The sequence below is a fragment of the Arthrobacter sp. YA7-1 genome (assembly GCF_025960325.1).
GTDB lineage: Bacteria > Actinomycetota > Actinomycetes > Actinomycetales > Micrococcaceae > Arthrobacter > Arthrobacter bambusae_A.
On record NZ_CP110114.1, the window covers coordinates 460,812 to 474,047 of the forward strand.

The 13,236-nt window shown below is 62.9% G+C and carries 14 protein-coding genes; 7 read left to right on the plus strand and 7 right to left on the minus strand.

Annotation, left to right across the window (positions count from 1 at the left end; translation table 11 throughout):
- Window positions 1-93 precede the first annotated feature (93 nt).
- The 5 genes from OIT41_RS02250 to OIT41_RS02270 form a co-directional block, all read right to left on the minus strand.
- Window positions 94-1,311 carry a hypothetical protein gene (locus OIT41_RS02250; protein WP_241709640.1) on the minus strand — a complete coding sequence of 406 codons (1,218 nt, stop codon included), beginning with the start codon at window positions 1,309-1,311 and terminating at the stop codon, window positions 94-96.
- A gap of 66 nt (window positions 1,312-1,377) precedes the next feature.
- Window positions 1,378-2,607, minus strand: a complete 1,230-nt coding sequence (locus OIT41_RS02255) for a cation:proton antiporter (protein ID WP_241709641.1) — start codon at window positions 2,605-2,607, stop codon at window positions 1,378-1,380.
- Window positions 2,608-2,648: 41 nt separating this feature from the next.
- A complete protein-coding gene (locus OIT41_RS02260; protein WP_078106666.1) occupies window positions 2,649-3,044 on the minus strand; it encodes a hypothetical protein in 396 nt (131 codons plus the stop codon).
- Entirely contained in the window at window positions 3,037-3,609 is a 573-nt protein-coding gene (locus OIT41_RS02265; protein ID WP_078106665.1) for an SRPBCC family protein, read from the minus strand. The genes OIT41_RS02260 and OIT41_RS02265 overlap by 8 nt, the downstream gene beginning before the upstream one ends.
- Before the next feature lie 12 nt (window positions 3,610-3,621).
- Window positions 3,622-4,773 carry a sulfite oxidase gene (locus OIT41_RS02270; RefSeq protein ID WP_241709642.1) on the minus strand — a complete coding sequence of 384 codons (1,152 nt, stop codon included), beginning with the start codon at window positions 4,771-4,773 and terminating at the stop codon, window positions 3,622-3,624.
- 621 nt (window positions 4,774-5,394) lie between these two features.
- On the opposite strand from OIT41_RS02270, the gene OIT41_RS02275 reads away from it, so the two are divergent.
- The 4 genes from OIT41_RS02275 to OIT41_RS02290 all read left to right on the plus strand — a co-directional run bounded on the left by OIT41_RS02275 (window position 5,395) and on the right by OIT41_RS02290 (window position 9,722).
- Window positions 5,395-6,969, plus strand: coding sequence for an RHS repeat-associated core domain-containing protein (locus OIT41_RS02275; RefSeq protein WP_241709643.1), 1,575 nt, complete (start codon window positions 5,395-5,397; stop codon window positions 6,967-6,969).
- A 56-nt stretch (window positions 6,970-7,025) separates the two neighbouring features.
- On the plus strand, window positions 7,026-7,376 hold the full coding sequence (locus OIT41_RS02280; protein WP_241709644.1) for a hypothetical protein: 351 nt from the start codon (window positions 7,026-7,028) through the stop codon (window positions 7,374-7,376).
- A gap of 1,082 nt (window positions 7,377-8,458) precedes the next feature.
- Window positions 8,459-9,061, plus strand: coding sequence for a DUF1214 domain-containing protein (locus tag OIT41_RS02285; protein ID WP_241709645.1), 603 nt, complete (start codon window positions 8,459-8,461; stop codon window positions 9,059-9,061).
- A 1-nt stretch (window position 9,062) separates the two neighbouring features.
- Window positions 9,063-9,722, plus strand: coding sequence for a DUF1254 domain-containing protein (locus tag OIT41_RS02290; protein ID WP_241709646.1), 660 nt, complete (start codon window positions 9,063-9,065; stop codon window positions 9,720-9,722).
- 96 nt (window positions 9,723-9,818) lie between these two features.
- Here the strand turns inward: OIT41_RS02290 and OIT41_RS02295 are convergent, their stop codons facing one another.
- Window positions 9,819-10,460, minus strand: coding sequence for a dihydrofolate reductase family protein (locus OIT41_RS02295; RefSeq protein WP_241709647.1), 642 nt, complete (start codon window positions 10,458-10,460; stop codon window positions 9,819-9,821).
- Window positions 10,461-10,821: 361 nt separating this feature from the next.
- Here OIT41_RS02295 and OIT41_RS02300 point away from each other — a divergent pair, with 361 nt between their 5' ends.
- The gene (locus OIT41_RS02300) at window positions 10,822-11,103 is read left to right on the plus strand and encodes a DM13 domain-containing protein (RefSeq protein ID WP_241709648.1); all 282 of its coding nucleotides are present in this window, start codon (window positions 10,822-10,824) and stop codon (window positions 11,101-11,103) included.
- A gap of 29 nt (window positions 11,104-11,132) precedes the next feature.
- On the opposite strand, the gene OIT41_RS02305 is transcribed toward OIT41_RS02300, so the two are convergent.
- Entirely contained in the window at window positions 11,133-12,047 is a 915-nt protein-coding gene (locus OIT41_RS02305; RefSeq protein WP_241709649.1) for an NAD(P)H-binding protein, read from the minus strand.
- A 66-nt stretch (window positions 12,048-12,113) separates the two neighbouring features.
- On the opposite strand from OIT41_RS02305, the gene OIT41_RS02310 reads away from it, so the two are divergent.
- Together OIT41_RS02310 and OIT41_RS02315 are read left to right on the plus strand one after the other, a co-directional pair.
- Window positions 12,114-12,449, plus strand: coding sequence for a metalloregulator ArsR/SmtB family transcription factor (locus OIT41_RS02310; protein ID WP_241709650.1), 336 nt, complete (start codon window positions 12,114-12,116; stop codon window positions 12,447-12,449).
- Window positions 12,449-13,177 carry a hypothetical protein gene (locus tag OIT41_RS02315; RefSeq protein ID WP_264637327.1) on the plus strand — a complete coding sequence of 243 codons (729 nt, stop codon included), beginning with the start codon at window positions 12,449-12,451 and terminating at the stop codon, window positions 13,175-13,177. Before OIT41_RS02310 ends, OIT41_RS02315 begins: the two co-directional genes overlap by 1 nt.
- Window positions 13,178-13,236: the final 59 nt, after the last annotated feature.

Below are 13,236 nucleotides of genomic sequence, written 5' to 3' on the forward strand. Positions count from 1 at the left end.
GTGATGGACCGCCCAGTTCCGGCTGGTCAACCCCGACATTCTATCGGTGGTTCGTGGCTGGACTGCCGTCGGATGGGTCGTGTGACGGGGTTGCTAGCCAGGGTGGACCGGGCCCGGTTCGAAATTGTCTTCCATGGCAAGAACCAGGGCGAGCGCCGGGATCACACACTGGATGACCGGCGGCGGAACGGTGTAGTGGGTGTCCACGTCGACGAGGCCAAGATCGGCGAGGGTGGCGAGCTCGCGGAGCGCCCGGATCGCCTCGAACGTGGGCAATGCGCTGCCCACCGATTCGTTCGCTGCCGCACTCTTGAGTTCGTCCACGCTGACGGGCTCTCCAGTGGCTCCTCTCAGGAGTACCCTGGCCAGGGTTGCATTATCCCGGGGACCTTCCTCCCACATGTCGCCGGAATCCATCACTGCACTGGCAAGGAATACCGTGAGGAACTCACGCCGGATCTGAAGCCTCGAATCGAGGTCTGGGGAGTCCCACGATTCGGCGGCCGCTCCGGGTGCGGCACGTGTTGACCCGATCGACAGGCCATCGATGTCCACCAGCGCGGCCCAGATTTCACGCAGCACGGGAACTTCGTGCATGGAGCCGACTTCAAATGACTCCGGATCGGCTTCGGCCGCGCCTTCGCCCTCCGGGAGAGGCCTTTTCCCGGTCTTTTTCCCTCTGGCTTTCACTCCTACCGCTCCGGCAGCACCTTCAATGTCTTTCAGCCGGAGCACGCCAGTGCTGGTGACGTCCTTTCCGGCTCCGAGCCACTCCAGCAAACGTCCGGTCAACTGGAGAACGGGCAGTTCCTGGAACGCCCGGTCCTGCTCTTCGTCGGAAAGTTCCGGAATGTCGTCAGGAAGGCCCAATTCCCCGGAAGCTTCTTCGGTGAGGAGCATGTGGAGGACGAAGTAGTCCTCCTCGGTCCCGGACCAGCGGCCAGTTTCAAAGAGGAATTCAGTGTAGAGGTGCAAGTAATCGAAGATCGCTACGAGCGCCTCATCGCTATCAGCCTCGTCAAGCGTGCTCGCAAGGGCAAGGGCTGCGTCGTCCAAGCTGTCGGGGTCGAACCAGGTTGCGGAGCTTTCTTCGCTGATCGCGTGGCTTGCCGAGATGAAGAGTTTGACTATGTGCAAGCACTGCAGGGCGTCTTCGGCGTCACTGAATCTTTCGTACCAGCGAACGAAATCCGGGGTGAAGGAGTCGACTACGCGATGGTTGAGGACCAACTGCAAGGGCATTCTGGGGGCCGAAGGCACTGCCTTGAGATGCCCGCCACGGGTCTTTGGCTTTTTCGTCTTCCGGCTCATGGCAACTCCTTCATTTCCCTGGCGCACAGCTACTGCATCGACGTTACCCGACGCAGTACGCGGGAATCACGCAGTGATCGCCGGACCACCTTCCGACGGCTTGCCTGCCGGGCCTTTGCTTGCCGGGCCACCGCGTTTTGGCCCCTCGCCTGCCGAACCCGGTGCGGCCTGCGAGAAGCTGCGTGCCGCCCTCGAGCCCGCGATGGTGCATGCCCCGATGCTGATGAGGGCACCGAGGATCATCGCCGCGGCTTCTCCCGGTTCCAGCAAGTGCAATTGGGAGCCGATGGTGGCGGCGGCAACCGGCACTCCCAATTGGGATGCCGCCAGCACCGCGAGCGGCAGTGGCTGGCCGAGGGCCCGGATGCTTCCGTGCACCAGCAGTGTTCCAAAGCCAAGGCAGATCCCGAGGAGGATCATCCGCGGGCTGCCCGCGAGGGTCCGCAAGTCCAGCGACGCACCCAGCCAGACGAAGAAGACCGGCCCCAGGAAACCGTCGCTCACGGCGAAGAGCTGGTGCGCCAGGCGGCGGGGTTCGCCCACCGCTGAGACCACCAGGCCGAAGGAGAACCCGGCCAGCATGATGGAGACGTGGCCGAGGACCGCGAGCCCGGAAAGCGCGAAGAGCAGGGCCAGCTGGATCCGCAGTTCCAGGGCGAACTTCCGGTCTTCGGACATTTCATGCAACCGTCCGCGGTTGCCGCTGTTCTCCAGCCAGCGAAGCACGAAGAACAAGGCCAGCGCGCAAACCGCGACGACGGCTGCCCCCACCGCTGCCCGGCCGGCGTTAGGCGGGTCGACGGCCAACGGAAGCGCCACAATGCAGGCGATGTCAGCGATCGCCACTTGCGCCGTCGTCGTCAGGACCTTCGGTCCTGCCAGCCGAAGGGAGTCGACGATCGGCAACACCAGTGCGGCCGAGGAGGAAGCGAGCAGCACGATATAGAGGGGAGCATGTCCGGTCCCGAAGGCAAAAGCGATGACGATCCCGACGACGGCGGCCAGCGCCGCGGCGACGCCGGCGCGCAGGGCGCCGCTGCCCAGGGCGGGACGGATGGCTTTGTCCCGCACGGGGACGTGCGTCCCGGCGACGAACATGATGAGGGCGAATCCGACGTCGGCCACGAAAGTGAAGGTGGGATCCGAGGAATCAACCAGGCCCAGGCCTGTGCGTCCGATGACGATGCCCGCCAGCAACTGTCCCAGGACAACGGGAAGGTGCCATTTCCGGGGCAGCGCGAGCAACGGTCCGAGGAGCGCGACCGTGGCGATCAGCGAAAGCTGAAAGAACGACACGCGTTCCTCCTTCTACCGGCGTTGCGGTTGGTTAGCGGTGGTTACCGGGGCGCATTAGCCAGTTTGAGAGGAATGTCGGTGTTTTCGTTCGTGTAGTAGCTCGCGCACACCCGATGGTAGCCATCGGCCACCTGCGCGGGAATGCCGCGGGCCAGGTCGCCTTTGACGATGAGGATGGGCGAGAGCTTCTTGCCTTCCTTGATCTTCTTCAGGTCCGAGGCCACGTGGGCGTTGTCCTCGGGCAACAACGCTAGACGCGCGGCCCGGAGAATGTCCTTGGCCTTGCGGTGTTGGATGGGCGCGTCCTTGAGCGCCGCGATCACGGAGGCGACGACGTCGTCGGATTCCAACAGAGACAAATAGTCGGCCGCGCTCGGATAGTCCTGGTCCTCGGGCTGCGCCAACCAGCGGACTTCGTCTTTGTTGTCATCAGGCATGCGTTGTACTCCTTGGCCAACGGTAGCGGCTTGCAAACGTAGGCGGCGCGGGGCGGGGGACCTTGGAGAGGTCCGTGCCGGGACGTCGTCGTCGTAATTCAAGGGCGAGACTCTCCTGGCCGCGGGCCATCGCCCAATGGTGATTCGCGGCAAAAGCGGGCTTGAGCAGCCATCTTAGCCGCCGGAGCAGCGGTTTTGATGTGCTGACCCGCCAGTCATAGGTGATCACCGTTTCCGGACCGTCCTGTTCGAAAGTCCAGCGCCCGGTACCATGCAGGTCGCCGTTCGCCGCGATCGCGAAACCGCGCTCCGTGATGGGTTCGGTGACCGTGAACCTCCAGCGCAGCGTGTACGGCAGCCAACCCTTGGAGTGCAGGGAGAAGGCCTTTCCTGTACCGTCCGCATTTCCCGGATCGAGCGGAACAACCCTCAGGTACACCGAGGGCCACCAGCGGGGCAGTGTTCCGGCGTCGCCCAAGATGTCCATGACCTCACGCGGGGTGCCCGCGACCCGCCAGACGGTGAGGAATTCGTAGTCGGCGGTGTTCTTGGACGTGGCGCCCATTGCCCGGCCCGTTTACTCCCGGACCGTTACGGTCAGCCGTTGGATGTCGTTGTTTCCCATGCCTTGGTAGTTCCACTCCGGGGTATCGGGCTGGGTCTGCCCGGTGGAATCCGTCGCCCGGCATGCCAACTCGTGGGAACCGGGCGTTGCGATCCACGTGAACGTCCATCCGCGCCACGCATGACGTCCGGCCGGAGCGTGAAGTTGGGCTTTCTCCCAGACCCCGTCCACGCAGATTTCGACGCTGTCCACGGTTCCCTTCCCGGACCAGGCCCGGCCGGTCAGCAGCACCGGTCCTGCGTCGAGCGTGCGCTGCCTCGTGAGGAAGTCGGGAATTCCAGGGGGAACCATGAGGGAGCGGACTTTGATCCGCTGAACGGGTTCGCCCGGATCGTCTGCGTCCTGGGTGTAGCGGTAGGAGCCGAGCTGTTGGTAGCCGTCGAAACTGTGGTCTATTGCCTCGATGGATTGCAGCCATTTGACGCTCGTCATCCCGTACCAGCCAGGGACGAGCAACCGGACAGGGTAGCCGTGCTGCGGCGGAAGGGCTTGGCCGTTGACCTCGTAGGCGAGCAGGACGTCGTCGGACATCGCTTCCGCGAGGGTCAGGCTGCGCGCGTACTGATGCTCCTTACCGCCCTGGATCCCTCGGTCCGCGCCCGTAAAGACGAGCTCGACGGCGTCCGGTGACACGCCGGCGTCGAGCAGCAACGGAGCGAGCGGGGTGCCGGTCCACTCGGCGGTCCCCACCCCACCTTGGTCCCATGGCTGGCTCACAGGCCGCGGTTCCAGCCGCGAGCGGCCGTTGCCGGCGCACTCCATGGTGACGGCTTGGGTGCGGCGCTCGCGGTGCTGGAGGTCGGACAGGGTGTACTCGTGCGGATGGTCCACGAGCCCGCCGATATTCAGCCGCCACGAGACGGGATCTATCCGGGGGACGTCGAAATGGACCAGGAGGTAGTGCATGCCCAGCGGGGTGACGGGCCATCGGAGCATTTCCAACGGCATGGCATGGTTGCGCGAAGCGAGTTGCAGTTCTTCACGGGTGATGGGACCGGTGGTTGGGGTGGCCGGTGCGGTTGGTTCTGTCGGAGCGGCGGGGGCGGTGGGGACCGGGGTGGCAGCAGCGGCGCCTTCCGCTGTGCGGCGGGTGTTGACGCTCATGCTCCCAGTATGGGCGCCCGTGGCGGTGGTGTCACTGGGATTTGACCTGGGCAACGGGGCGGACGTGTCTCGCGGCGGTCCGGGTCCGACGTCGGGCTGTTGGGAAGTATTCTTGGTCTTTGGCGCTTGCGCTCCTGGATGAAGACAGATGACAAGAAGGAGAGCCTCCGTGAAGATCCGAGCCCCACGACTCGACGTGAGTGGTGTTCTCCTTGTTTGGGCCCTGATATTCGGACTTTGGCAACCTATTATTTGGTGGCGGGGGATTGTCGCTGCCGTATGTTTGATCGTCGCGCTGTGGGGCTTTGTTGCTTGGTACCGGCGTCGTCCTGCGCGGGGGCGTTAAGGTTTTAGGAATTCCTTTCATCCTCATCAGTGACCAATTTCGCGGGGAAATTTGTTAGTGACGCATCACGGCTGACTGGACGGACCGAATTCCCCTTGTTCGTGTTCCGGACTCGCGCGATGAATGGCCGATGATCCAACCGTTTAGCGGCGTCGATGGCTTGCCGCTGGGTTTGATATGTCATTCCGGTGACGCTTGCGCCGGGGGCACCCCGGAACCGGACACCTCCAACGTGAACTACGTGCAAGGCCAGACGGTCCCGAAACTCCGCGATCGTGCCCGTCGGGGCGGACGGAACGGTCTCGTTCACGAACAACTCCACCGGCACCGTCCAGCTCATCGCCGACACCTCCGGGTACTACCTCGCGCCGGCCACCGGCCAACCCGGCCCGCACCGGCTCCAATCCATGACCAGCACCCCCGCCACCGGGACACCCACCACCAACACCTTCACCTGGGACGCGGCAGGGCGGATGACCGGCCGCGCCGGGGAAACCCTTTCCTACGCCCCAGACGGGAAACTCGCCACCACCACCGGCACGGCCACCCTGCCCGTGAACCCGAATCCCTCCGCCACCGCCGGCACACCGCCGGCCCCCGTCACAGGGACAGCGGGAAGCACCGGAACGAGGTTTTTCGACGCCGGAGGGAACCTTGTCGGGATCACCGACGGCACCGGCACCACCGTCACCCTGGGCTCCATCACCGCCCACTCCACACCCGGCGGGGTCAAAACCGCGACCAAGAGCTACACCTTCGCCGGCAAAACCGTCGCCCAGCGCACCGCCTCCGGCGGGAAGCTCAAGCTCGCCTTCATCATCAGCGACGGGGTCGACACCGCCCAGACCATCGTCCAGGCCAGCAGCGGAACCACCCCGGTCACCGCCCAAACCCGCTACACCGACCCGATCGGCCTGGCCCGCGGACCCACCCAGGCCGCACCCGGAACCGGCGCGTACGCCACCGCCACGGGTTCCACCACCGGTGTCGGATCCAACGCCGCCAACCCCAACGGCTACGGCGCCCCCAACGGGTACATCGGCGGGCTTGCCGACACCATCAGTACCATCACCCACCTCGGCGCCCGCGACCTCGACCCCGTGCTCGGAGCCTTCACGAGCCCTGACCCGGTCCTGAAACTTGACGTGGCCAAGAACTTCTCCCCGTACGTCTACGGCGAGGCTGACGCGATCAACAACGCAGACCCCTCAGGACTCATGATCCTCGGGCCGAGGCTCACCGACGGCCCGAACGGCGGCTCCTGGCACGGATCCGACGCCACCCCCGGCGCCGACCTGAACGTTGTTCGCCTGGTGAACGGGTTCAGGCCCCCAGCGCCACGTACCTCGCCGTCAGGACAACGCTTCCTGCAAGAAGTAGCGGACAGTCCGAAGCCACAACCAACTCCCCAACCCAGCCCGCAACAGTCAGCCTGCAGCCAGTACCACGGCAACTGCATCCCGAACTACGCCAAGCTCAGGGCCGAGGCATACAACAAAGGCCTGAGTGACAACTTGGGAACGTGGAAAAAAGCGGAAACGACATTCGGGCACTGGTCGACAGTAACCGGTGGTGCAGCGGTGGTGACTGCATTCATACCTGGCCTGGAAGAAGTTTCACCGGTGCTAGCCGGATCTAGCCTGATAACCAGCACCGCTTCAACTAGTATTGCCTGTACGGTCGGATCGGGACCGATAACGAAGGAATGCGGCATGGGGCTAGTCACTACAGCTGTCGGTTTCGTTTCCTTTGGGTACGGAATATACGCAACCAAGATGGTATTGGGCCTGAGTGTCGCTACATTGCCTGCGGACCTATTTACGAGCGGATATGGAGCCCTGACTTGGTAACCCCTGATCTCGAGCGTCGGCTACTTGCAGGGCCCACAGCCTACGCCCTGATGCGTATGCGTCTCAGAACTACGACTATTACTTTGGCCTTCCTCGCCATCATGGGCGTCCTGAACGTTTCGGGCACCCCTCTGTTGTGGCCCATGTACACCGCTGCAGCTGCCATGGTCGCGAGCGGCATTTCAGTCGCAGTCCTGGTCATCTACGTAGCGATAAAAACAAAAGCCGAGGAAGAAGCCGGCTACACCACCCTGCAATACGGGAATACGAAACTTGAGCAGCGCGACCCATATCTAGGCAGGGTCATCCGTGCACCCGGAGAGGACAATCTCGAACGACCGCAGTTCCGCACCATCATCCAAACTGCCAAGGACGAGGCCGAGAGATTAAAGCCGCACCGCAGGTAGGCGGTTCCCGAGGCGGAACAATAAGATGGATGTCCTGTCCCCTTGACACCGTCTTCTTCGGTCCATTGCCCTGGTTTCGACCCCTCGCGTCGAAGTCGCTCAGAGAAGGCCGTCGGCGCGAGCGGGAACTACTCCGTGTCAAGGATTCCTGACACAGGGGACGTGAAATCAGGCGCTAAGCCTTGACTGTCTGTTTGGGGTACACCCCAAACAGACGTACACCCCGTGTGAAACGATCCCAATGGATACGTGTCAGGCTGGGGTCGAAATCGAAATTTCTTGACGCATGGCGACGGGCTCTTAGAGTTGCCCTGACACTATGGGTCGGAAAAATGACTGGCCAGACTTTCGGTTAGCTAAGGGTCAGCTCTCTCGACCAGAACACGATCCGGCAACTCGACGTCGAGCAGCTCGACCGCGTTTTCATGGACGGGGCGTCAAGGGACCGCCCTTGCCAAAAAGGCCGGCGTCGACAAGGGCAGGGGCAAGGCGCTGAATACCCGGCAGGCGGCCGACCTGGTACGACGTGCCGCCGCTGGAGAAGCGAAAGCCGCACTCGCCGGGGAACGGTTGTTGGCCGCGATGGGCTTGTCGTTCCACCCCCGGCGAAAGACGATGCCGCCGGTCTTGTGTTCGCGGGACTTGGCCGGGGTGGGGGCTCCTCGGCCACGGGCTCAGCCGCCCGGACGAACGCGGATGGATGAAGTTCGGTCCGGCCACGGTGGAAGATGCCCCACGGTCGTAGGCGCATGGTTATCAGCTGCGCTGCTGGGCCTCGGGCTTCTGCTTCGAAGACGTCTCGATCTTGTTCACCGTCTTGGCCCTGTCAGCGGCAGCATGGGGGATGGGGTGCTCTCGCGGTATTTGATAACGGACCTCCACCGTAGGAGATTCCCTGCGTGTCGTCTACCCACTTGGCCCATAAGCACTGGCCGCAAAGCGTGAACACCAGGATGACAGCCCCGGAATCGGGTCGCCGTGGTCTCCTTTTGATCCTGTTCGAAGACGCCTCGCTGCTTCCTCGCTCGCCGGATCAATGCAGAACACCACCCAGCCACATAGCGCAGTGGTAGTTTGCGGGTATGGCAAATGCCCTCGCGTGGTTCTCGCAGTCCGGTGTGGTCCAAGGATTGATTCTCGGTGCCGTGCTGGCCTTCTTGACGGCGATCGTCATCATGAATGCCGTGGGCCGGGCGGTCACAACAACCGTCAATGGTTGGAGCGCAATCCGCAAATGCGGCCAGCCCGGCAACGGAGTCCTCGTGCGGGCAGCGTGTGCAAAAGCGTTGCCCGTCGTCAATGTGTTCGAAGAGGCCGCGTACTGGACTGCAACTGTGGATGGTTCAGGACAAGCGCTGAGCGGCAGGCACGGATACGTCCTGCATTTTCCTGCCGGGAAACTTCCGCCGCATAATGCCTTCTGGTCGCTTACTCCGACCGATGCCGTCGGCTATATGGTGGACAATCCCACTAATCGCTACAGCGTTGGTAACCGTTCGCCGCTCGCGCAGAACACTGACGGTTCAGTGGATCTCTATCTCCAGCATCACGCTCCGAGCGGGCACGAGCAGAACTGGCTGCCCATTCCGCCAGGGAACTTCAAGCTGATGTTCCGGGTGTATCTGCCTGGCGCGGCAATTCTCGACGGCACGTACCAATTGCCGCTCATTGACAGGGCGCAGTGAGATGAACCGCCTCATCTTGAAATACGGACGTCCCCTTACCGCCGTCATACTGGCGGTCTTCGCCTGGGTCATCTACCGACGGATCGCCAACGGGGACGGGATCATTCCACTCGTCATAGCGGCTGTCATTGTATGGGCGCTGGGCGCACCCGCTTTTATCTACCTCTGGCCGCGGCTCACGGTCAATGGATACAAGAGGGCGATTCTCAAACATGGGTTCGGGGAGGGCCCGATCCCTGTCAACACGCTGTACGCCGTGCCCGGCACCTCGTCACCGTCGACGGCGACGTCGCGCGGGAGCCTTATGGCAACCGGGGCCGACGACTTGCTCTACGTCGGCGGCTGGCTCGACTTGAGCAAAGGGCCGCAAATCCTGCACGTACCGGACATGTCCGGCCGTTACTTCAGCGTGCAATTCACCGACCCGTCGAAAAGCACAAATTTTGCCTACGTCGGCAAACGCACCACGGGAACCGAAGCCGGCGACTACTTCCTTAGCGGGCCCGGATGGAAGGGAACCGTACCGAACGGCATGACGCAGATTTCTTCGCCAACCCACTCCGCGCTCGTCATTGGCCGGGTCTTCGTCGAAAGCGACAGCGATCTTCCAACCGCTTACGCGCTCGCGAAGCAAATACGGCTCGCGCCGCTAAAGCAATAGCCTGACCGGCCCAGAAGTACGACGGCGGACGTCTCGCCGTCGATGTTACTCACGCTCAAACGCGAGTAGACGCACTCAGACGATTCCGTGCGTGGATCATCGGCGGAAGGTGACGTGGATGATGCCGCTTTCGGCGGTCTCTGACGTGACGGTGTAGTCGCTTTCCAGCCCCCGGAGATCGTCCCAGAGCCGTATTCCGCTACCGAGCAGGATCGGTGTGATCCCGACGTGCAGCCGATCGACAAGTCCGGCCTTCAGGTAGTCGCGCACCACGGTAGGACCCCCTCCGATACGCACATCCTTTTCGCCCGCTGCACTGAGCGCTCGTTCAAGCACCTCTTCGGGGCTGCTGCTTACGAAGTGGAAGGTCGTACCGCCGGCCATCGTGATGTCAGGGCGGGGCGTGTGAGTGAGGACAAACACGGGGACGCGGAACGGCGGCTCGTCGCCCCACCAGCCCTTCCACTCGGGGTCATCGGGGAAGTTATGGAACCCGAACATGCCGGCACCCATAATTTCAGCTCCGACTCCCTCGAAGTAGGCCGCCGCGTACTTGTCGTCGACGCCGGACGTTCCTTCTCCACTCGTGTCATGTAGGACCCGCTCACGGAACGTGCGGGTGGACGTATATGCGTCAACGAGTCGGCCCCAGTCCGAACCGAACGGATTCTCTGGAGTTGCGTCCGTCGTCGTGGCGAAACCATCCAGCGAGATATTCAGGTCAACTCGAACAGCCATGGTGAAGGTCCCCTCAGATCAGTGGTTGCGTTATGCAATCACCATACTGGTGCTGGGATCACCGTCACGGAAGAGTTCATGGCCGAATTCATCGTTTCTGGGCGCACATCGTGCGGTAGTGTGCGGAGAACAAAACGGGGGAATCCATGAAAAGGCAATCTGGCGCGTTCATTCTCCTCGCCGTTATTGGCTTAACTGCCTGTACCTATACAGATTCAGCTGGAGAGCCGCCCCGGCTGAGAACTTCAAGCTCAGCCGCGACCATTGCCACCCCTCTGCCTCACCGAACAGCGCGCGTAGGACGGCCGAGGGCGAGTTTCAGTCGCAAGCTGCCACCACAAGGGGGACAGCCACGCTACGAGTGACGGATTCCGGAGCAATTCTGGAACTCAAGGACTTTGCGACCGAAAGCAGCAAAGACCTCCGGGTGTTTCTCAGTCCTGGGACGCTGAGCCCCGGCGCGAATGGCGAACTCGGCCTGACGTCGGCCGCTAGGTATGAGCTGGGTGGGCTAAAAAGTAGCCAAGGAGACCAGCAGTATGAAATAGGCAGCCAACAGTGGGCGAACCTGCCCGCAATCGGCTGCGTTGTCATCTACGACTACCCGGCCCGATTAGCCTACGGAGCGGCCAACCTCAAGTGAGGTTGGTCCGATAAACAGATTCGGAAAATCTAGAAGCCGTCACGACGCCGCCCGGCCCAACAATTCGTGATTCGGAGGTCCCTGAGGCCAAACCGCCCGTCGGGCAGTGCGGCCCGGATGCGCTCGTCGTCAAACATGAGAGTCGGGCGGATTCCTTTGGGCAGTTGGGGTGCGAAAGGTGCGGGCTCGCTAACTCCTTCGGCGAGCATCCGCGCTTGTGCTTTCGCAACGAGCGGCACCACCATCGTCCACTCCGTGAGCTGCGCGAGCACGCGGATGGCCCAGACCGGGGCGCGTACGTAGACAGGCCGTCGCCCGGCGACGCGGGCGATCCGGCGAACAGCTGTGGCGAACTCAAGTTCCTCGGCTCCGACGACGGCGACGGTCGGGTTGGGAACGCGTCCCTCGAGAGCTGCGAGCAACACATTGACGGCTTCCTCGACGGGCACGGGCCGGACCGTCCGATCACGGCACCCCACAGTCGCGAAAACCGGCCACGTGCGCACGGCACGAGTCGCATGGTCCACCATGTGATCACCTGATCCGTAAATCATCCCGGCTTTGAGGATCGTGTGGTCGATCCCGGACCGCCGTACGAGTTCCTCGGCGGCCCACTTCGTCTCGTGGTATGCCGAACCACAGTCCGGCCGGGCGCGAAGGAAGCTAAGCATGACGATCCGCCGTACGCCCGTTCGGCGGGCAGCCTCGACGACGGCGCGAGTGCCGTCGACATGCACACGTGCGAAGGTCTGATCTCCGATCTCACGATTGATCCCTGCGCAATGTGCGACGACGTCGCAACCCGCGAATGCTGCCGTCAAGGCGTCCACGTCATCGATCGGCACGCCCGTCCGACGAGACACGATGACGGTATCCGCGGGATCCAGCCGCTTGGCGAGGTGACGTCCCACGAATCCGGTACCGCCAGTTATGGCAACACGCATTATGTTCTCCTTTGCTTATTAGCAATGAAGCTAAACTGTATATAGCTATTGTGCTATATTGCAAACATGACAGATACGGCGTCAGACATCTTCGCCGCTCTCGCGCACCCGACGAGACGGCAGATCCTGCAGGACCTCAAGGACGGCGAACTCGCCGCCGGCGAGATCGCCGCGCGGTTCCAAGCCACCGGGCCGACGATCTCGCGGCACCTCGGCGTGCTGCGCCAAGCGGGTTTGGTCACCGAGCGGCGAGATGCCAATCGCATCCTTTACTCGCTCGTGGGTGAACGGCTTGCCCTGTCGGTCGGCGACTTTCTCTCGACCGTGTGCCCCGAACAGATCGTCCTACGCGAGGTCCGGAAGCGCGGCACCGGCCGCACAGCAAAGGCGCAGCAGGGGTGATGGCCCTCTCTGCGCTCGTCACTCCGTGGTACAGGCGCACCCGAACCGGTGCCGGAGATGGCCCGGAACAGCCGGGGTCCGTGGCCCCAACGCCCATTCTCGACCATGAAACCCCGGGGATCGCACGGCTCGTCTCCCGGTCACAGGACCTCGCGCAGTCAGCTGAACAAGTGGCCGTGCTTCAAGCCGTCCACTCGATCATCCTCGATGAAGTACGCGCCGTGTATGCGCTGGAAGAGGGCACGCCGGCCTCCCGAACCCTTGCGCGCGGCTTCGGCTCATGCAGCCAGCGCCTCGCAATTCTCGAAAGCGCCGCGCGAGGCATCGGAGTTGCGACAAGAGTGCGAGCCCTTCTCATCGATCGGTCCTTCTGGTATCCGCGTTTCCCACACATCGGCGCTGCGCTTCCGGACCGAGTACTGCTCGTATGGCCGGAATTCAACATTGAAGAGTGGAGGCCTGCGTCCGAGCTCTTCGGTGCGATCGGATGCCGCGGAGGTGGATCATTCACAAACAGAGGTTCGGAAACGCTGTTCGAGGCTGCGGGGCGTTGTGCTGTTGACTGGGACGGCCGGGCAGAGGATAACGCGTATGATCTTTCACGGTTCATTCGCGCCGACTACGGGTACTTCTCGAACCGGGACGACGCCTTCAGGCAACTCGGACAAACCCTCTGCGCACCGTCTCGCGCAATCGCGGACCCCATTCTCCGCCGCATCTCCGCCTGAACTAGGCCCTGGTACCCCTGCCAACCCCCACAACATCCCCTGCGGCTACAATGAGTCAT

Bases quoted from the DNA above. Each gene is read 5' to 3' on its own strand.
- OIT41_RS02250 (WP_241709640.1), bottom strand. From the start codon at position 1,311: ATGAGCCGGAAGACGAAAAAGCCAAAGACCCGTGGCGGGCATCTCAAG.
- OIT41_RS02260 (WP_078106666.1), bottom strand. From the start codon at position 3,044: ATGCCTGATGACAACAAAGACGAAGTCCGCTGGTTGGCGCAGCCCGAG.
- OIT41_RS02265 (WP_078106665.1), bottom strand. From the start codon at position 3,609: ATGGGCGCCACGTCCAAGAACACCGCCGACTACGAATTCCTCACCGTC.
- OIT41_RS02270 (WP_241709642.1), bottom strand. From the start codon at position 4,773: ATGAGCGTCAACACCCGCCGCACAGCGGAAGGCGCCGCTGCTGCCACC.
- OIT41_RS02280 (WP_241709644.1), top strand. From the start codon at position 7,026: ATGCGTCTCAGAACTACGACTATTACTTTGGCCTTCCTCGCCATCATG.
- OIT41_RS02285 (WP_241709645.1), top strand. From the start codon at position 8,459: ATGGCAAATGCCCTCGCGTGGTTCTCGCAGTCCGGTGTGGTCCAAGGA.
- OIT41_RS02290 (WP_241709646.1), top strand. From the start codon at position 9,063: ATGAACCGCCTCATCTTGAAATACGGACGTCCCCTTACCGCCGTCATA.
- OIT41_RS02295 (WP_241709647.1), bottom strand. From the start codon at position 10,460: ATGGCTGTTCGAGTTGACCTGAATATCTCGCTGGATGGTTTCGCCACG.
- OIT41_RS02305 (WP_241709649.1), bottom strand. From the start codon at position 12,047: ATGCGTGTTGCCATAACTGGCGGTACCGGATTCGTGGGACGTCACCTC.
- OIT41_RS02310 (WP_241709650.1), top strand. From the start codon at position 12,114: ATGACAGATACGGCGTCAGACATCTTCGCCGCTCTCGCGCACCCGACG.
- OIT41_RS02315 (WP_264637327.1), top strand. From the start codon at position 12,449: ATGGCCCTCTCTGCGCTCGTCACTCCGTGGTACAGGCGCACCCGAACC.